The sequence below is a fragment of the Algoriphagus lacus genome (assembly GCF_003583985.1).
Classification (GTDB): Bacteria; Bacteroidota; Bacteroidia; order Cytophagales; family Cyclobacteriaceae; genus Algoriphagus; species Algoriphagus lacus.
This window is the reverse complement of sequence record NZ_QXML01000016.1, coordinates 19,960-37,316: the sequence shown is the minus strand read 5'-3', so window position 1 is coordinate 37,316 and position 17,357 is coordinate 19,960. Positions and strand designations below refer to the sequence as shown.

The following is a 17,357-nucleotide window of genomic DNA, read 5'->3' as shown; positions in this document are numbered from 1 at the left end:
CACTTTACGAATGAAAAGAAAAATCTGAAATGAATGATCTATAATGGATTCTGTTCCCATTGTTTTAAAAGACATTTCTGTAGGAAGTTCAGGTAGTTAATGGTTAAGCCTTGCCGGATAAAGCATAAAGTTCACCATCTGAATTATTAAAAAGTGGAAAGAATGATGACTTAATCGTTTTTCAATAAAGGAACTCAGTTTAACTCTTCAACTTTTAACGATCACCTTTTATGAGTTTAACCATTAACTGGAATGAAATACCCATGTCGATGCAAACTCAAATCTCCCCTCATCATATCCTCCACAAGTCCCTGAAGGTCGTATTCCGGTTCCCAGCCCAGTTTGGTTTTGGATTTAGTCGGGTCGCCGATCAGGAGGTCCACTTCGGTCGGTCGGAAATATCTTGGGTCTACTTTCACAAGTACCTGACCGACGTTAAACGTTAAACGTTCATCGTTAACCGTGGCTTCGTTTAATGATTTAACGCTTAACATTTTAACGTTTAACGCTTTCCCTGTTGCTTTGAAATATTTCTGCTCATCGATGTGGTCGAGAATTCCAACTTCGTCAACGCCGGTTCCCTCCCATCGGATCGTGAATCCCACGTGAGCAAAGGCCATCTGTACAAAGTCACGGACTTTGGTGGTTTTGCCGGTGGCAATGACGAAGTCTTCAGGCTTTTCCTGCTGCAGGATCAGCCACATCGCACGGACATAGTCCTTGGCATGTCCCCAGTCGCGAAGGGCCTCCAGATTACCCAAGTACAGGCAGTCCTGCTTACCCATGGCAATGGCTGCTGCAGCCATGGTAATCTTTCTGGTCACGAAGGTTTCCCCTCTGCGTGGAGACTCGTGGTTGAAGAGTATCCCGTTGCAGGCAAACATGTTATAAGCCTCTCGGTAGTTTTTGGTAATCCAAAAGCCATAGATTTTGGCCACTCCATAGGGAGAGCGGGGATAAAAGGGAGTATTCTCGTCGTAAAAACCCTGAGCATTCTTGTTTTCCGGCATACCCCCGTAGAGTTCGGAGGTGGATGCCTGATAGATTCGGGTCTTTTTTTCCAGCCCTAAAATTCGAACTGCCTCCAAAATCCGAAGGGCACCAATGCCATCCACATTGGCTACATACTCCGGGGAGTCAAAGGAAACTTTGACATGGGACATGGCACCAAGATTATAAATCTCATCCGGCTGCACTTCCTGGATGATCCGGATAATATTGGTGGAATCGGTCAAGTCCCCATAATGAAGCACGAAATTCACATGCCGCTCATGAAGATCCTGATATAGGTGATCGATTCGTTGGGTATTGAAGGACGAGGCCCGACGCTTGATGCCGTGGACTTGGTAGCCTTTTTCCAGTAAAAGTTCGGCAAGGTAGGAACCATCCTGACCCGTTACTCCGGTAATCAGTGCGACTTTGGTATGTTTCTTCGATGTCATGAGCGAATTTTGAAGTTAATCATCAACACGTCAAGGGGTTAAACGTTAAGCGTTGAATGTTAAGAGTTAAGTGTTAAACGGTTAGCGTTTATTAGAAAAGTGATAGGTTGCAGGTCAATTATGTTTAACTATTAACCCTTAACCTTTGATTTTTTCCTTTTTATAAGTCGGTGAAGAGCTGGAGTAAGGATCCTTAAATAGGCATCCAATACTACTTTGATTCCCACCTTTGTACCAAAGTGGTACTTTTTAAAATAAAATCCCCTTTTGAGATCAATTCCCTTGGGATGATGGAGCAGCTTCAGTTTTTGCCAGGTACTCATGTCATCTGTACCCCAATACGATTTTTCATTGGGTTCACAGGTGGCCAAAAACTGAGAACTGGAATAACAGGATAGGCCCGCCTGGTTTACTCTCATGGAGTAATCATAATCACCGTATAAATGGATATACCGCTTATTTAAGTTTCCTATTTTGGTGTAAATATGCTTGGGAACCAAAACCAGATTCCCATTGGTAAAGTCACATTTTTGAGGAACTCCAGAGGGAAGGAGGGAAACTTCTCCAACATAGCCTCCATAGGTAAAAGACTTGTCCTTGTTGCTTAAGCAGGAACCGACAATCAAACTTTTTGAATGGGTTATGGCGGCATCCTTCAGCAATTCAACAATTGCCTCCGGAAAAATATGGGTATCGTCATTCAACCAGAGGTAGAAATCAAAGTCCTTTGATTTGGCTGCTTCCTCCCAGGCTTTGTACATCCCCCCACTCCAGTACAAGTTTCCGTCCCCTTGGATCACATTCACCTGGGGATATTTTGATTTCACTTTCTGCCCTGTCAAATCAGGGGAACCATCATCCACCAAAAAAACCTCAATTGAAGTATTTTCCGGAAGGGTGGCCTGAAACAAATGATCCAAACATTGAAGTGTGGTGGCGACTCTGTTGAAACAGGTAATCAGTACTGCAATTTGTTTTGACCCCGCTTCGAATGAATTCACATTTTCTTCCATTTCGATTATTGATTCAGTCTGAGACAATCTATCATCAGACTGATCGAAATCTTGCAAGAAAAGTGCTTTGATCAAAATTAATTGGACTTAATTCCTCTCCTTCTCCATTCGTACAAGCGGAGCCAACTCGGGGACATCAGGGTGAAAATTTTCCGAACCCAAGGACTAATCTATTTTGACTTCTTTGAAGGAATCCTGATGCTCGAGGAACCATTGATACGTCTTCCGGACGCCCTCTTCCAGGCTTGTTTTAGCCTTCCATCCGGCTTGTTCCATTTTGGACACATCCATCAGCTTGCGGGGAGTACCGTCTGGTTTGCTTGCATCCCACTTGATTTCCCCGGTATGGCCTACGATTTTCTGGATAAGTTCTGCAAGTTCACGGATGGTCAGGTCCTCACCAGTCCCCACATTGTAGAGATTGTCCCTGAATTGATTATCCAAAGCAAAAACTACGGCCTCAGCAAGGTCTTCCACGTAAAGAAACTCCCTCATAGGGCTACCACTTCCCCATAGCTCGACAGGCTCGCTAACCCTAGACTTTTCACTAAACACTTTCGCATTGTGAAACTTACGAATCATGGCCGGGAGGACATGGGAGGTAGTTAAATCAAAATTATCAAAGGGCCCATACAAGTTGGTCGGCATCAGGGAAATGTAATCCTTTCCAAACTGTTTACGGATCGCTTCGCAAGCCTTTACACCAGTGATTTTCGCGATAGCATACCATTCGTTGGTGGGCTCCAAAGTACCTGTCAACAGGTATTCTTCCTTCAGGGGTTGTGATGCCAACTTGGGATAGATACAGGAGGAACCCAGAAAGATAAACTTCTGAACATCGGCCTGAAGAGATGAATCGATCAGATTGTTTTGAATCTGCATATTCTCCATCAGAAACTGATAGGGGTAGGTATTATTTGCCAATATACCCCCTACCCGGGCAGCTGCATCGATGACCACTTCCGGTTTCTCGGTATGGAAAAAATCGGACACAGCGGATTGGTTTCTAAGATCCAATTCTGAGGAAGTACGTCCAATCAGGTTGGAATATCCTTTGGCTTCCAATGCTCTCCAAATTGCGGAACCGACCATACCCCGATGGCCGGCGATGTATATGCGGGTGTTTAAACGGATTGGCAAAATTTGGAAATTATGAATTAAGAGTTAATTGTTAAGCGTTAAAAGGAAAAACGTCAAACGAAGCGATTACTTGTAACCTTTGAATCCACTGTTTTTGAGAACAGAGATAAATGCCTGGATTTTAAATTTTAACTTTTCAGTTAATGTCAAAACTTCAGATTGTTCTTTCGGTGAAATGTATTCCCAGTCTAAGGCTTTATAAGATTGGGATCGTACTTCACCATTTGAACCCTTGGCTATATAAAGAAAATTAATGAATTCCTTATTTCCATCTCTTTCAAACCCCTCTGCAATATTATCCATAACAGAACCGACTGCTGAATTAATTTGACTTGAAAATTTGAAATCTTTTAAGAATGGTCCCTTAGAGCTTAGCTTTTTAACTAGCAAACATAATTCTCTCGCTAATTGCCAAACTTCCAACTCCTCAAAGCTTTCAATTCGAGCCACAATTAACGTTTAACCATTAACGGTTAACCTTTATACCAACTCCGGCTTTTCCTTTTCCAGGCGCTCATATACTTTCTTTACATCCTGAGCCTTTTCTTTTTGAAGTACTAAAATGGCATCCGGTGTTTGGATCAAGAGGGCATTTTTCATTCCGGTGAATTCGGTGTGGATGTCCGTTCCAATGACCATGTTTCCATCCTCATCTTTTGGATAGCCTTGGTGATCGAAATAATCATAAATGGATTCAAAAGAGCCCATATCTGACCAATTAAAGGCGGAAGGTACCATTCGGATCTTTGTGGATTTTTCCATCACCGCATAGTCCACGGAAATTGAAGGTATCTGAAGGGACAAATCCAGATTCAGTTTACCATTCTCAGAATTTTCAAAAGCCAATTTGGAAGTTCGAAACAATTCCGGTTCGGATATCCTGAGTTCCTCCAAATAAACTCCAGCCTGGAAACAAAACATCCCTGAATTCCAATAAAAAGTGCCCTTTTCCAGAAAATGCCTTGCAGTATCCAAATCAGGCTTTTCCCTAAAACTCAGAACTTCTTCCCCTTTGGATTCAAGGTAGCCAAAGCCCGTTTCCGGCTTGGTAGGCTGAAGACCAAAAGTCACGAGATGCCCTTCTTTGGCCAACTGAATAGCTCTTAATACTGCCGATTTGTAGTGTTCATCGGATTGAATCAAGTGATCCGAAGGGGTCACAAACAAAATATCTTCCGGATTTGAGGCAAATGCTGCAAAGGCAATCGCTGCGGCGGTATTTCGGGGGCAGGCTTCGATGATTTCCTTATAGTATTCCAAACCTTCATTAATCAGATCCAACCTGGAAAGCTCGTAATTATCACAATTACCGACTACCATTAAAGAACTGCAAAACTCCCTATTTCGGTGAACGGTCTTTTGAAATAGTGTTTGACCTTCAAAAATCGGTAGGTACTGCTTAGGCCGGGTCTTTCTGGACAATGGCCAGAGTCGGGAACCGACACCACCGGAGAGGATCACATTTATTGTTTTCATTGTTCGGATTCGGGTTCGGAGTTCGAGGTCTTGGATTTTAAGTTTAAGGTTAAACTCCGACCATATGCACAGCTTCGCCCTTTCAGTCCCAGGCTGAGAAAAAAAAGCGGAAAATGAGATGGATTTAAGACAGAAAGCTGAACATTCCTCCCCTTAAATACCCTCTAATGCTTTTTTGTCTGCTCGGACTTAGCCGGATCGTTTGAAATGCCTGAAATCATTGATCATCAGGCAGTATTGGGTTTATCGTTTAAAAAAGGGTCTCAAAAGCAAAATTTGAGGCATTCCCCTAAAAACTCGATGGTAAAGTTAACCATCCAGCAATTTTTGTACTCATTTTTAATCCTATTTTTTATTGTTTTTTTTATATACTAAAAAAAGCATTTCACCACAACTTAATTGAGTTTGAATAAATATTAGTTTGATGATTTTAACTAACCTTCAGGAATACATCCAAAAATCAACCTGCTCAGAATCAATAAAATGCCAAATTTGAGTATGACCAAATTTTTCCAAAAAAAGGCATTCTTTGCTTATTCCCTTCCATAACCATTTTTCGTTTGAAATATCTAATTCACTTTGGTTGACCTCAGCTAACTTCTTTCCTGCTTCATGTAATTTGGATCCATAGTCATACTTCCGGCGGAAGGAACCAAATGAAACCCCGTTCTCCTCAAAGAGGTAAATGCTTACGGGGTGAATTCCATCCTTCAGTGTAAATCTGGAAACTTTAAGTTCCCTGCCATTTTTTGTACAGATACAAATAACCGAGGGAAGATCACTTTCTCCTGGCTGCACGAAACTTACATTCAACACGTCAATGGATGTTTTTAAATCCAAGTGTTGAACTGATTCTTCGGACACCCGATTGTTGAATTCCCTCAGCATCAACAAGGGATCAAAAAATACCGGCTTACCGGAGTACATGTACCGGAATTCTGTTCCGTTCATGTTCTTTTTGACTGTGGTGTACCCGGTAAAAATTTTTCTGAAATAATGAAACACGACTAGATTTTTAAAAATAATCAGCTAAAACATTAATTATGACTTTTCAGGAATTCCTGCTATTCATCAAATCTGAAGCGCAAGAACCTGAACTAAACCATAAATCAAATATTCATCCATTTTTTAAAAAAAGTAAGTAATCGAATATTTTTTTGTCTTTTTTTTAAAGTTTATGCTAACCATAAAACATTTTATTGAATTTTTAACAATTATGTAACGCATAAAACACCTTGATTCTCAACTCTTTTTCATACCATTAAACGTGATAAATGCAAAAATTCCGGTAACAAAAACACTTTCTGTGGTATCTCGATTCATTGACGACCCAAAACTATCAAGGCTGGATTTTATTTTTTTGAATTCTAAAAAATTGAGACGAAGAGAACCTAGGAAAAATTTAATCACCGACAACCTGATTTTTTAGATCAAAAATTTGTGTTCTGGAAGGTAGTTACCTCCATAATTAAACAAGTATTTGCCGCCAAAATCCGGGAATTCTCTGTTTGCATGTAAATTGAAAGAATTTAAATTCAACTAGGTTTTAAAAAAATATTCACTTTTCAAAAACTTCAATAAATTTTTAATCTCTTGGCTCATAACTCCTGAACGCTATTTGCGATTAAGCCATTAATAACTTTTTTTAGAAAGTCCAAACTTATAGGCTTGGCATAATAGCCATTCAATTCTCTAAAATCCAAAACTAAAATCCGGTCATTATTTCGGATGGAACTTGTAAGAATCACTACCCTATTTTTGGATTTTAGGTCTTGATGAAGCATTCTATACTCCTCCAAAAACCCAAAACCGTCCATTTTTGGCATATTCAAATCAAGGAATATCAGACTAATTCTATTTTCTGAATTCCCCAACACTTTCTTTTTTAAGAAGAAAAGAGCCTCTTCTCCATTGTAAAAGCTTTTCAAGGAGATTTTTGAGTCAATCTTAAAAATCAACTTTTTAAAAACAAAATGCTGAATAGGGTCATCATCTACAACAATAATATCTTCGATTAGCTGGGCTAACATAAAACGAACGGTTATTCTTCTTTTTTAAAAATTCAATTCAACGATTAAGTACGGTGGTAAATTAAATAATTTTGACAAATGTCAAAACTTAAAAAGGTTCAAAAATGCATCTCGGATTGATAATTAACTATGATCCAAAGATTCTGATGATATTTTAAGATTTTGGAAACTTGGTCTAATTAATCCTCTTTCCAAAATAAATCCATTTAACAGTTTGTAGGTCCTTTCCGTAAACCGACTGATAGGAGTTTTTTTAAAGATTTATAACGAAGGCCAAAATTCAAATTTTGAATAATGAATGACTGGAGGAGAAATTCATCACTTTGTGTAGACCTGACCCAGAATTGCCTTCCCGAAGAGCGGATTTTGCAATACTCCAGTACTGAAATGGATTGCAAATCTTATAACGAACGTTTGACATCACAAATGTCCAACAGCAGCAAGGAAAAAAACGTGAGTGTCTCCACTCACGTCGGCAAAGTGTTAGTTGAAAAAATATCGAATTTCGAACACCGAATGATGAATAATGAATGTCGGTTGAATCGAAAATCGACCAAAATATGGGAAATAGGACCCTGTAGGGGTCCAATATTAATAGCCCGGGGTTGGCTGGTGAGCTAGTCGAACCAAAACCCCGGGTAAAAAAAGTAAGCGGTTTAGCCAACGCTTGCCGAGGAATTCAATTTGGAAAACGGGACCTCATGCCAGCAAGATGGAAAACAAATTGGGGATTGGAGATTGGAGTTTGGGGAGTTGGATTGCAAATCCTGGAACAAAGGCTCCGAATTAAAAATGCTGAACAAGGCAGCCACTACCAGCAAAAAAACATCCATGTGTTTTTTCCTTTTCTTTCGTCACTTTTTGTCGGCCAAAAAGTAACCAAAAAGCCTTGGGCCACAGGCTTTACTTCAAATCGGTAAGGTTCTCATACCCACTTTTAATTTGTTTTCGATTTGATTTTTGACTCTGCTACAAACCTAAAAACAGGTGGATCACCTTCGCCCACTCAGGTGCTAACCTGTTTTTTTTACGGTTTTCCGCAGATCCAAAAACCATAAATCCTGCATGGCCCAACCGACGACTATTATCCGGTAATGAGATTGGAGATTTGGAGGACGGAATTTGAAGGCAGCAAGATGGAATCCAATTTGAGAAATTAGTAAAGACAATAAAGTCGGGAAACTGGCACCGGTTGGACAGTTAAGAAAGGAAAAGTAAAAAACCGGGCAGGAGACCCGCCCGGTTTTAACTTGTCATTCGACTTTATTAGCCTATTTGACGGAATTTAGCAACTTTTCCTCAAGTCTGCTTTCGTCAACCGTCAGTTGACAGATGCTGACCAGAATCGTCCCTGCGGTCACCGCATGCCCTGCATAGGTCATGAGGATTTCCGGCAACTCTCCAGGGGCGGTCAATACCCCCAGCCCTATTGCAGCAATCAGCAGCCCAAGCCTCTTCAATACCTGAAAGAAAGGTGGAGTTGGGGCCTGTGCCCGTTCCTTGATCTCTGTGATTAAATCCATGATTTAATTTTCAATTTTTCATTTTCATTCACTTCGGATAAGAATGTCTAGCATTCCTGATCAACTGTTTTTTGAGTAAAAACAGCACCTCGGAGATTCGGTCAATCTCAGCCCTCAGGCTTTCCTGACGGACTTTGATTTCCATAAAATCTCCCTGCAACTTCCTGAAATCCTGGACTAGAAACTTCAGGAAAAAAGCGATGACCGAGAGCAGCAGCGAAAGTATCGCCCCTGTAATCATCAGGAGAAGTTGGGCATAGGACATGCGGACAAACGATAAGGAATCTCCGCTCCCGTCACCTGAAGCTCCACCACCTCGCCCCTTTCCCAAAGGCCACCCAATTCATCGAGCAGCTTTTGAAAGGCCAATCTGGTAAAGGTGGGTTTTGCCCCAGATTTGAACTCGGTGACCGGTGCAATTTCCAAATGTCCGGGTAGCCTGTCAGGACCAACGTGTCGGATCCAACCTCCTTCTCCAACCCGGATCGCCCATCCGCTCTCCTCCCCGTGAACCGACTCCAATTCAAAGACTCCCTCCGGCAAACAGTGCCTGTGCGGAGAGTAGCAGGATTTGGGGGCTTCTCGGATACAGCAGAGCAGCCGACTTCCCAGGTAAAGCCTCCCCAGCGTATGCCGGGGAGTATACCTGCGTTTCAGCAGGAGACGCATCAGACAGTTTTGCTCGTACCCAAGATCTTGGCCGCGTTGTGGGCGCCGTTGTTGATGGCGTATTCCACTCCGTTGACGATCTGGATAAATTCCACGGTCAGCAAATACACGAAATGCGTTCCGCTGAGCTGCCCTTTGTCTACCGAAAGGGATTGAGCTCCGGCAGAATCCAACACTGACATCGAACCTGTAGTGGAACCTATGACAGTTCGGGTACCCAGATCAAAGTCAACCGCTACGCCCGTAGCAGAAATCCGGTAATGGGTGGCTCCTACCGGAAGGGCAATCATGTCGCCGGGAACAAAAGCGGGCAACTGCACCTGCCAGGCACTGGCTGTATCGCTGGTTTGAATCTCGAAAAACAGGGTGCTGCTCAGGGAGGAACCCGCATTCAGCTCCATTTCCTTGAGTAGGTCCCAGTTGCCGAGTTTAACCTTACGGTCTCCCCTGACACTGGATTCATCGGACTTCAATACCTGCATCATCACCTGAGTGATCCTGAGGTTGAGGCGTTTATCACCGATCTTGGAGATCACCGGTCGGAGTGCATCCCGCAGCAGCTTGGAAGCGGTGGCATTGTCAGTGAATTCCCGGATGTTTTCCCGGGTACGCGCAAAACGGGGATCATTCATGATCCTGGACTTTTCTATCCCTCCCTTTTCACGGGCGAGGTAGCCGTTTCTGGTCTTGTAAAAGGAAAGTCTCCCGACTGGTCCTTTGAGTGTAATTACTCCTGTTTGCTTTGCCATATGTATATGGGTTTAGGTTAAACATGCCACCAAGGTCATATACATCAAATTTGTTTTCAACTAAACATGCATTTCGTGCCTTAGCCCGCACTCTTTGCCTATTCGTGCATTCTAAATTTGGTCTGGAAGACTAAAAATGAAGCGTAAAAACCCGATTAGATCCAAGGATAATCTCCTATTCAGGAAGGGATAATTATCGAAATGCACATCCAACTACAAAAAAATCCTGCTTCAAAATTGAGGCAGGATTAAAGAAGAGCTAAAAACTCGAGCAATGGTCCGGAACCGATTCATTCGTTTATTCCAATTGGAAACAGACTGAATCAGAGAATTTAACCCTGTTTTTAGGAAAGTTTCTGTAGAATGAAACATAAATGAACAGTCCGTTGAAATCAATTCTGGGAGAAACTTCCACTTCCTGAACCTGTGTCCTTCTGTAGGCCTTACCCTTGAATTCTTCCACTAACCCCTGAGATGGATTATAGACCACTATCCAGGTAAGATCCGATTCTCTGGAAGGTTCATAATTACCCTGAGATTCCCAGGTAAGCCTCAGAATTTTGTTTCCCGGTTTTTCAACGGCAAGCTGATCTACCCCTTCGATTGGTCCTGAGGACAAAAGCAGCGAATTGAAATTGATTTTTACCTGCTCGCCTTCAAGGTAACAGGCCTGTTTCATTGCATGGGACATGGCAAGGTGAATTCCCTTTCTGTTACCGCCGATAAATTCTGAGAAACCAAAATCCAGAAGAATTTTCAATGGTCTTAAAATTTTATAGACCTCCTTGAATTTCAGCTGATGCATTTTTTGATGAGGTGTAGCCTTATAGGCGGTTTTCCATTTCGGTTTTTCCCTGAGAACCGTTTTCCCATTTAGTTGATATATCACCAGATTACCCAGTTTACCGGATAACTGGCTCAACAGGGGATGTTTTAGAGTAGCCATAGTATTTTGTGCTTAGTATGGATAAATGAAACTGAATTGAATTTTGTAACAGCAGAGGAGCAGTCCAATACCTTCTCCGAACCGAATCCAAGTCATCTCCCAGTTTTCTTTCAGTTCAGATGAGACAAGGATAGAAGCCAGATGGTACAAGAGTGGAACAATCCCGGGATGAAGTATCCCTTAGCAATGATATTCTCCTGGGGTTGGTCACTCAGAGTATGGATTCATTGCTTAGGAAAAACCAACCTATATCAGGTCAAATAGCCTTCCAGATCATCTTTGGGAATTCCAGAAAACTCCGAAAACTCACCTATGGTGACGAATTGTCCTTTTTCCTTCTCAGTCATCTGACGGATTTTGCGGATTACCTCATGACTGTAGCGCTGACTGCGACCGGTAATCCGCTGGATGTCTTTGGCATAGATTACACAACGTTTGATATACATGGTCAATTAAAAATTAAAGTGACTAAAAATTGGATTCTTTCTGAAAAGAAGTAGGCAAGCGGCCAATTACCTCCTGCATTTCTTCCAAAAAAGCCTTACTTAGCTTTACCGAATGCCTGCGGAATTCTCGAATCATCAATAAAATTTCTGAATTCCCAACCTTGCAATTGCTGAGAGCTAAAGTGATGGATGCCTTTAAAAAATCAAAAAAAACCAGAGAATCTGCGGAATCTGTGGATTTTGTGGATTCTTTGTTAAAAATTGAATTTTCGGATCTGTTTGTAATTTCTAATCCTGAAAAAAACAATTCCCCAAGGACAGAACTAAATTACCATGAAATCGCAACGATCTCCGGCAAAGCTTTCGAATTAGCCATGGTTAATCAATTCAATTTCGTCATTCATCCCACCAAGAGAGCATATATCCCTGAAATCCGACTTTCATTCTTTTTTTTAAGAATTCTGAAAGCAAAAAGACATGGACTTTTTGTACAGAATGCACTTGGTGGATTTCGACCCAAGGGATACTAATCAAATCCTAACTAACTGGGACTGGATTAAACAGGCACTCAAGCTTTCATCAGATTCTCTTTATCAGGAGATCGAAAACAGGGATTTTGATACCCTATCTCCATTCACCAAGGCTAAACTCTATAAGTACCTCCTAAGGGGTCGATACCGCTCAACGCCATTTGGATTATGGGCAGGGGTAGGCTTGGGAAACTGGGGTTCGGCCAATCAAATCGAATTACCCATAGCATATAGAGAAATAATAGGGAACATCTCCAATGATGCTGGTAAACAAACTCAGGAACCCTCAAAATACAGATCTGCTCCGGGATTGAAAGCGTATGCTGATCAGATCCAATATTGGAGTTACTGCAGGCAGGAAGAGGGGTGGCGAATTAGCTATCTCGATAAAAATCCACTTGTTGCAATCCTCTTAACTTACTTTGAAAAATCCGAAACACTGGATTTCAGAATCTTCCAGACATTTTTCAAAACAAAAAAAGAAAATAAGATCCTCGAAATTTGGGAAATGCTTATTGAATCAGGATTTCTCATACCTGATAACTTACCTGAAGTTGCGACATCCCCGCTGGAAATGGGTTTGGATATCAAGCTAACTTCGAAAATTACCATAAATCGGGTAATCCAAGAAAAGTTGAAAAACCTGATTTCCGAAATCGGTCATCTTTTTGTCCCTGTCGAGAGTGAGTTCCTCAATAATTTCAAGGCTTGGTTTAGGTATACCTTTGATGACCGCTTTGTACCTCTTTCCCTCCTAGCCCATCAAAATGACTTTTCCATTCATTCAGAACCGGAAATGGAGACCATGAAAAAGGACCTCTCCCACTCCCCGGAGATCTTGGGGGAATTATGGAGGAACGCCGAAGAATTCGACCTAAGCAGGTGCTTCGATAAGAAAAAAACAGAGCTCCACCATCTCCAAATCGCATTTAAAATTTTTGGGGACAACGAATTGTTTATTGAAAATATAGTCTGCAACCGTCCCTTTGCCTATTCGGGCAGATTTAGCTTAGACTCAGAAATAAAGAATTTAGTTTCTTCCAAAATAGAAGATATTTCGCAGGAGGCAGTTTTTGCGGATCTAATTTTATTTGAATCACAGAAATCCAACCATATCTCCCGACATGACAATGTCTTTGATTTCAGCATATTCCCTTTTGGTTGCGGTACTCCAAAAAACCATTTAGGAACCGATGACCTTCATTTAGGATTCAGACAGGAACGCTTAATTCTAATTAGTCAAAAGCTCAATAAACAGGTCGTACCTGTGGTCCAGCATCCGCTAAATCCCAATCAAATCTCCCATCCACTTTCCCGGGTGATTTGGGAAATCGGAAATCAGGATCAGTACAGGTTTCTTCCCTATCAGGACCCCACTTTTCAGAGTAGCAGCTATGTTCCCAGACTGACTTGGAATGGCATAATTCTACAGGAAAAACGATGGATTTTGAATTCAAAATCTCATTCAAGCCAAAAAGACCTGCATCAATTTCTTCAAAAATCCAATATTCCAAGTTCTATACTGGCAGGACATTTGGACCGGGAACTCGTTCTTGACTGGACAGATCCTACTGAATTAGGTTTTCTTTGGGAAGAACTTCAGCGATTGAAAGAAGTTACTATTTATGAATGCCCCTGGAAAGAACATTCCCCTTTTCAAAAGCAGGATGGTCAACAACTTTATCCCCAGGTAATCTATTCCTGGAAAGGGAAAAGCCGGACCGCTGCGGCAATCCAATTTCAGAATCGGATCATCGGAAGTGATCCTTGCTGGACCTATGCCCGGATTGGAATAAAAGAGGAAGGCTTAATGCCCTTTCTTTTCAAACCATTTCCAAGAATCATTTTGGGGCTGAAGGAAAAATATCTTTTAAAGAAATGGTATTTTCTGTTTTACAACTCACCCAAATCTGAAATCCGGTTACGTTTACTTCCAAGGGACCAACATCTGAACCCTCAACTTGCTTCTGATTTAAGAAAAGGTCTTATGGAATGCGGATGGATTGAGTCTGTTCAATTTGACCCTTACTATCCTGAATTTGAAAAATACGATCTGCCAGATAGAGGCATTGAAACCTCAGAATCCATTTTCCATCAGGAATCCGAATTGATGATCTTGGGAGATGAAAATCGGGATTATACTTCCATCTTGACTTGGGAGGAGAGAGATCGGCGATCCTGGATTACCCAAACCTATCATCGTTTGATTGAATTGAGCGGAAGGCAAGACCTATTTTTTCATTATTACCAAGGACTGGTAAAGCAAATCCCCGCGCTGGAGCGAAGAGAACTCAACAAAGCTGGGATTTTCCAATCAGAAATTGTGAAGGATTGCTACGGAGCCGAAATTTTCAATTCGGAATTTTCAAAAATAGCTTCAGGATCGGAGGAGGTATTGTTGAGGTTGATTCCCAACCATATTCATATGTGCTGCAATCGGGCCTTTCCGACAGAAACACAGGAACATGAGCGGAGGGTGATTTATGGATTGTATAAAAAGTTGGGCAAATCACTTCATGGACGGCTCACCAACTTATAAACATTTAAAAGGGAGTCCTTGTAGGCATTACCCAATGGTAATGCAATTCCATTTTCAAGGAAAACTTCCTTGGGTAGAATTTTTGTCAATTTCGAAATGCTGATGATGTAGGATTTGTGAATCCTTACAAATGTGGAACCCGGAAGAAGTTGTTCTACGGACTGGATGGTGGATCGCTGTTTATACACATGAGGTGGGGCATGGAAGTAGGAGTAGTTTTGCGCCTGCTCTACATAATAAAGGCTCTGAAAAGAAACTTTAGTATAGCCAAAACTGGCATAATCTTCCACCAATATGTAATCCCGTTGGGGTTCTGAGGCGGTTTGTCTGCCAATGTTCGTTTTTCTGGAAACTTTTTCCAGCACCTTTTTCAAATCCAAGGGATTTACCGGTTTTAGCAGGTAGGCAGCTACCGATACATTGATGCTAGGAAGTGCAAATTCCTGATGGGCAGAACAAATAATCACCGGGAGCCCCAATTCTTCCATTTTCTCCGAAATCAGCAAGCCGTTGAGTTTCTCCATTTGTACATCAGTGATAAGGATATCACAGACTTTTAAGCTTGCCAAACGCAGGCCTTCCATAGGATTGGTGGAAGCAAATACTACCTCATACCCCGGAATACCGGAAATGAAATAACTGAGCCTGTCCAATGCAAATGGCTCATCATCTATCAGGCCAAGTTTGATTTGATTTTGCATAAGGGATAGTTAGGTTAAGGGAAAACACGGCTCCATTCGTTGAGGTTGTCAGCCGGGCATTTTGAAAAAAGTAATCCAGAAGATTTCGTACCGTTTCGATACCGAAACCTGTTTTCTCCAGTGGTAAACCTTCACTGATTTTATTTTGGGTTGAAAAATTAAAAACCGGGCTGTTTTCTTCTCCGTACCACATTTTTGCTTCAATGGAAACCGGCATTTTTGGGTCCTGAAAAATGCCATGCTTGAAAACATTTTCAATCAGTGTGATCAAAAGCAATTTTGGCATGTAGAGGTCATCAAAGTTTAGCAGTTCCGGATCAATTTTTTCTTTTACATAAAAATCCTCCCCAAACCTTATTTTTTGGCCATGGAGGTAGGAAAACAGGGCCTCAATTTCCGAAGCCAGCGAATTGAATTTATCGTTGTCAAGGTATGCGTAGCGCAGAATCGTGATGAAATGATTGAGATCATCAAAGAGTTCCGGTGAGTATTTGAGAGATTTGGCTGAAATATCGCCGATCAGGTTGAGTGTAAAATGAGGACTAAGCTGGGCATTATTATGAACTATCCTCAGTTTATCAAACCTGATTTCCGTCACGTGTTTTTCCTGAAGCGCCCGGATGAGGGCATAAAAACCCCATACTGTAAAGGTTACTACTAAAAACACCCATTGCCTCATCAGTTCATAGGCTGCAAAAATCAGAGGCGGATGAGGGATTACTCCCACTATTTGGAGCAGAAAATACTTAAGCACGGACAAACAGATAATCCCTATTGATGATAGTCCAACAATAAACATTGGGTTTTTAGAATAGACAAGTGAGGGAAAAAGCCAAAAGAAATAGATACAGGAGCTTAAAAAACCTATAACAGTTGTAATCAGGGCAAATGGTATTCCACTGGAATCAAGTTTCAAATAATAGGTCGAAAGAACATCAAAGAGTGGGTAAATCACCCATGGGACAAGCAATAGCAAAATTGGCCTCTTGATAAAAGGCCTCATTTTATCATTGATCCACTTTATCCGCGCGTTTGTCCCAGAAAACTGGATCCCAGGCGGGGTGAAAATACTTTGCATAAAATTCAAACTATGATCAAAGAAAAGGAAATGAGGCAGTTGGACCTGCGCGCAGGCCATACTCAAGTCAAGCGAAACTCCGCACCGGGAAAACAAGGCAATCGGTTCACGGGAAGCATTATTAGAGAATGCATTACCACAATTACGAGAGTCTGATTTCCAAGAAAGATTTGTAACAGCAATCGGTACAGGCTAATTGGCAAGAAGCCTGGTATTAAAACATGTCTATTTTACCTTCGCAAACTATGCATTTACCGGATCGTCATTCCGGTGGGAAAACCCAAACCAAGCGGATTTCATCAAGGATGGAATCCGTTTTTTATTTTGATTGGGTTTTTTCGATCAGAGAAAATCTCAAATCGGTGACGGGGATACCATGAAAGTCAGCAAATTCCTGAAAGGTTATCAGTTGATGCTTTAATTTCCCGTAATGCTCCCTCACTCGCTTCAGACAATAATAAGCGTACGATCTACTCCTTCCGGTCAAAATCATGATATCCTGAGCATAGATGATTCTTCGTTCGGTAAGTATCATTAAATGTTCAGCAAATAGATTACTAAGGCAAGACAAAATGGTTTTTGCCGACGCCCACCAAAACACACCCGGGGATATTAAAAAAGGCCTTAACAAATGAAATTTATAAAGAAATTTTAAAACTCAAACTATTAAACGGTTTTTTATTTCTAATGATTTAGATAGGAAGTTAGGATGCGTGAGGCAAGTGGGGTGTGTGATGCTTCGAAAAGACTTGACAAGAATGAGAAAGGTTAAGAGTTATGCCTCGACTGCGCTCGGCAACCGAAGTTAAGCGTAAAGGGTCGTCCAAGTTGTCAGGTAAATCTGTTGGAACGAGAATTTGGGGTCGGATTGCAAATCCTATGAAAGGTCCTCGGAATTTCATCCCGATGGGAATCGGGACAAGGAGCGAGGGAAAACTCTACCGTCCGTGAATGACGACACTCAGGGAGGCGAAATGGGCATAACAATTGGAAAAACAGTCCCTTTCGTCCCAAAGGCATCAAATTTTTAAATTTCATCCCAGGATTCTGAACTAATCAAAAAAGCTTTTGAAGT

20 protein-coding genes are annotated in these 17,357 nt (G+C 41.5%); 4 read left to right on the top strand and 16 right to left on the bottom strand.

Translation table 11 applies throughout. The features are described 5' to 3' along the window. Window positions 1–236: 236 nt before the first annotated feature. From gmd to D0X99_RS19710, 7 genes are all read right to left on the bottom strand, one after another. Window positions 237–1,442, bottom strand: coding sequence for a GDP-mannose 4,6-dehydratase (gene gmd, locus D0X99_RS19740; RefSeq protein WP_119479602.1), 1,206 nt, complete (start codon window positions 1,440–1,442; stop codon window positions 237–239). Between the two features lie 131 nt (window positions 1,443–1,573). Then, the gene (locus D0X99_RS19735; RefSeq protein WP_147392280.1) at window positions 1,574–2,455 is read right to left on the bottom strand and encodes a glycosyltransferase family 2 protein; all 882 of its coding nucleotides are present in this window, start codon (window positions 2,453–2,455) and stop codon (window positions 1,574–1,576) included. Between the two features lie 165 nt (window positions 2,456–2,620). Continuing rightward, complete coding sequence (locus tag D0X99_RS19730) at window positions 2,621–3,589, bottom strand: GDP-L-fucose synthase family protein (RefSeq protein ID WP_119479603.1); 969 nt, start codon at window positions 3,587–3,589, stop codon at window positions 2,621–2,623. Window positions 3,590–3,661: 72 nt separating this feature from the next. Then, window positions 3,662–4,045 carry a four helix bundle protein gene (locus D0X99_RS19725; RefSeq protein ID WP_119479600.1) on the bottom strand — a complete coding sequence of 128 codons (384 nt, stop codon included), beginning with the start codon at window positions 4,043–4,045 and terminating at the stop codon, window positions 3,662–3,664. 30 nt (window positions 4,046–4,075) lie between these two features. After that, window positions 4,076–5,071 (bottom strand): mannose-1-phosphate guanylyltransferase, encoded by a 996-nt coding sequence (locus D0X99_RS19720; protein ID WP_119479599.1) that lies wholly within the window; start codon window positions 5,069–5,071, stop codon window positions 4,076–4,078. A 441-nt stretch (window positions 5,072–5,512) separates the two neighbouring features. Further along, a complete protein-coding gene (locus tag D0X99_RS19715) occupies window positions 5,513–6,022 on the bottom strand; it encodes a hypothetical protein (protein WP_147392279.1) in 510 nt (169 codons plus the stop codon). A 647-nt stretch (window positions 6,023–6,669) separates the two neighbouring features. Next, the gene (locus tag D0X99_RS19710) at window positions 6,670–7,101 is read right to left on the bottom strand and encodes a response regulator (protein WP_119479597.1); all 432 of its coding nucleotides are present in this window, start codon (window positions 7,099–7,101) and stop codon (window positions 6,670–6,672) included. A 701-nt stretch (window positions 7,102–7,802) separates the two neighbouring features. On the opposite strand from D0X99_RS19710, the gene D0X99_RS19705 reads away from it, so the two are divergent. Then, the gene (locus D0X99_RS19705) at window positions 7,803–8,021 is read left to right on the top strand and encodes a hypothetical protein (protein ID WP_147392278.1); all 219 of its coding nucleotides are present in this window, start codon (window positions 7,803–7,805) and stop codon (window positions 8,019–8,021) included. 351 nt (window positions 8,022–8,372) lie between these two features. Here D0X99_RS19705 and D0X99_RS19700 read toward each other — a convergent pair whose 3' ends face one another. From D0X99_RS19700 to D0X99_RS19675, 6 genes are all read right to left on the bottom strand, one after another. Continuing rightward, the gene (locus D0X99_RS19700) at window positions 8,373–8,624 is read right to left on the bottom strand and encodes a hypothetical protein (RefSeq protein WP_119479595.1); all 252 of its coding nucleotides are present in this window, start codon (window positions 8,622–8,624) and stop codon (window positions 8,373–8,375) included. A gap of 28 nt (window positions 8,625–8,652) precedes the next feature. After that, window positions 8,653–8,889, bottom strand: coding sequence for a hypothetical protein (locus D0X99_RS19695; protein ID WP_147392277.1), 237 nt, complete (start codon window positions 8,887–8,889; stop codon window positions 8,653–8,655). After that, window positions 8,865–9,293, bottom strand: coding sequence for a hypothetical protein (locus D0X99_RS19690; RefSeq protein ID WP_147392276.1), 429 nt, complete (start codon window positions 9,291–9,293; stop codon window positions 8,865–8,867). The genes D0X99_RS19695 and D0X99_RS19690 overlap by 25 nt, the downstream gene beginning before the upstream one ends. Further along, complete coding sequence (locus tag D0X99_RS19685) at window positions 9,293–10,042, bottom strand: hypothetical protein (RefSeq protein WP_119479592.1); 750 nt, start codon at window positions 10,040–10,042, stop codon at window positions 9,293–9,295. Before D0X99_RS19685 ends, D0X99_RS19690 begins: the two co-directional genes overlap by 1 nt. 298 nt (window positions 10,043–10,340) lie before the next feature. Continuing rightward, window positions 10,341–10,988 (bottom strand): DUF6266 family protein, encoded by a 648-nt coding sequence (locus D0X99_RS19680; protein WP_119479591.1) that lies wholly within the window; start codon window positions 10,986–10,988, stop codon window positions 10,341–10,343. 251 nt (window positions 10,989–11,239) lie between these two features. After that, window positions 11,240–11,434, bottom strand: a complete 195-nt coding sequence (locus D0X99_RS19675; protein WP_119479590.1) for a hypothetical protein — start codon at window positions 11,432–11,434, stop codon at window positions 11,240–11,242. A 161-nt stretch (window positions 11,435–11,595) separates the two neighbouring features. On the opposite strand from D0X99_RS19675, the gene D0X99_RS20455 reads away from it, so the two are divergent. Together D0X99_RS20455 and D0X99_RS19665 are read left to right on the top strand one after the other, a co-directional pair. Further along, complete coding sequence (locus D0X99_RS20455) at window positions 11,596–11,964, top strand: hypothetical protein (protein ID WP_119479589.1); 369 nt, start codon at window positions 11,596–11,598, stop codon at window positions 11,962–11,964. Further along, window positions 11,912–14,503: a thiopeptide-type bacteriocin biosynthesis protein gene (locus tag D0X99_RS19665; RefSeq protein WP_119479588.1), complete on the top strand. Its 2,592-nt coding sequence runs from the start codon at window positions 11,912–11,914 to the stop codon at window positions 14,501–14,503. Before D0X99_RS20455 ends, D0X99_RS19665 begins: the two co-directional genes overlap by 53 nt. Here D0X99_RS19665 and D0X99_RS19660 read toward each other — a convergent pair. Both D0X99_RS19660 and D0X99_RS19655 read right to left on the bottom strand, forming a co-directional pair. Then, window positions 14,479–15,204: a LytR/AlgR family response regulator transcription factor gene (locus D0X99_RS19660; protein ID WP_119479587.1), complete on the bottom strand. Its 726-nt coding sequence runs from the start codon at window positions 15,202–15,204 to the stop codon at window positions 14,479–14,481. The two genes, D0X99_RS19665 and D0X99_RS19660, sit on opposite strands and share 25 nt — an antisense overlap. Then, window positions 15,170–15,958: a histidine kinase gene (locus tag D0X99_RS19655; protein ID WP_158587742.1), complete on the bottom strand. Its 789-nt coding sequence runs from the start codon at window positions 15,956–15,958 to the stop codon at window positions 15,170–15,172. The genes D0X99_RS19660 and D0X99_RS19655 overlap by 35 nt, the downstream gene beginning before the upstream one ends. 336 nt (window positions 15,959–16,294) lie before the next feature. On the opposite strand from D0X99_RS19655, the gene D0X99_RS20450 reads away from it, so the two are divergent. Beyond that, window positions 16,295–16,438: a hypothetical protein gene (locus D0X99_RS20450; protein WP_158587741.1), complete on the top strand. Its 144-nt coding sequence runs from the start codon at window positions 16,295–16,297 to the stop codon at window positions 16,436–16,438. A 163-nt stretch (window positions 16,439–16,601) separates the two neighbouring features. On the opposite strand, the gene D0X99_RS19650 is transcribed toward D0X99_RS20450, so the two are convergent. Beyond that, window positions 16,602–16,817: a hypothetical protein gene (locus tag D0X99_RS19650; protein WP_119479585.1), complete on the bottom strand. Its 216-nt coding sequence runs from the start codon at window positions 16,815–16,817 to the stop codon at window positions 16,602–16,604. Between the last annotated feature and the right edge of the window lie 540 nt (window positions 16,818–17,357).

Bases quoted from the DNA above. Each gene is read 5' to 3' on its own strand.
- gmd (WP_119479602.1), bottom strand. From the start codon at position 1,442: ATGACATCGAAGAAACATACCAAAGTCGCACTGATTACCGGAGTAACG.
- D0X99_RS19735 (WP_147392280.1), bottom strand. From the start codon at position 2,455: ATGGAAGAAAATGTGAATTCATTCGAAGCGGGGTCAAAACAAATTGCA.
- D0X99_RS19720 (WP_119479599.1), bottom strand. From the start codon at position 5,071: ATGAAAACAATAAATGTGATCCTCTCCGGTGGTGTCGGTTCCCGACTC.
- D0X99_RS19715 (WP_147392279.1), bottom strand. From the start codon at position 6,022: ATGAACGGAACAGAATTCCGGTACATGTACTCCGGTAAGCCGGTATTT.
- D0X99_RS19710 (WP_119479597.1), bottom strand. From the start codon at position 7,101: ATGTTAGCCCAGCTAATCGAAGATATTATTGTTGTAGATGATGACCCT.
- D0X99_RS19705 (WP_147392278.1), top strand. From the start codon at position 7,803: ATGCCAGCAAGATGGAAAACAAATTGGGGATTGGAGATTGGAGTTTGG.
- D0X99_RS19700 (WP_119479595.1), bottom strand. From the start codon at position 8,624: ATGGATTTAATCACAGAGATCAAGGAACGGGCACAGGCCCCAACTCCA.
- D0X99_RS19695 (WP_147392277.1), bottom strand. From the start codon at position 8,889: ATGTCCTATGCCCAACTTCTCCTGATGATTACAGGGGCGATACTTTCG.
- D0X99_RS19690 (WP_147392276.1), bottom strand. From the start codon at position 9,293: ATGCGTCTCCTGCTGAAACGCAGGTATACTCCCCGGCATACGCTGGGG.
- D0X99_RS19685 (WP_119479592.1), bottom strand. From the start codon at position 10,042: ATGGCAAAGCAAACAGGAGTAATTACACTCAAAGGACCAGTCGGGAGA.
- D0X99_RS19680 (WP_119479591.1), bottom strand. From the start codon at position 10,988: ATGGCTACTCTAAAACATCCCCTGTTGAGCCAGTTATCCGGTAAACTG.
- D0X99_RS19675 (WP_119479590.1), bottom strand. From the start codon at position 11,434: ATGTATATCAAACGTTGTGTAATCTATGCCAAAGACATCCAGCGGATT.
- D0X99_RS19665 (WP_119479588.1), top strand. From the start codon at position 11,912: ATGGACTTTTTGTACAGAATGCACTTGGTGGATTTCGACCCAAGGGAT.
- D0X99_RS19660 (WP_119479587.1), bottom strand. From the start codon at position 15,204: ATGCAAAATCAAATCAAACTTGGCCTGATAGATGATGAGCCATTTGCA.
- D0X99_RS20450 (WP_158587741.1), top strand. From the start codon at position 16,295: ATGATCAAAGAAAAGGAAATGAGGCAGTTGGACCTGCGCGCAGGCCAT.
- D0X99_RS19650 (WP_119479585.1), bottom strand. From the start codon at position 16,817: ATGATACTTACCGAACGAAGAATCATCTATGCTCAGGATATCATGATT.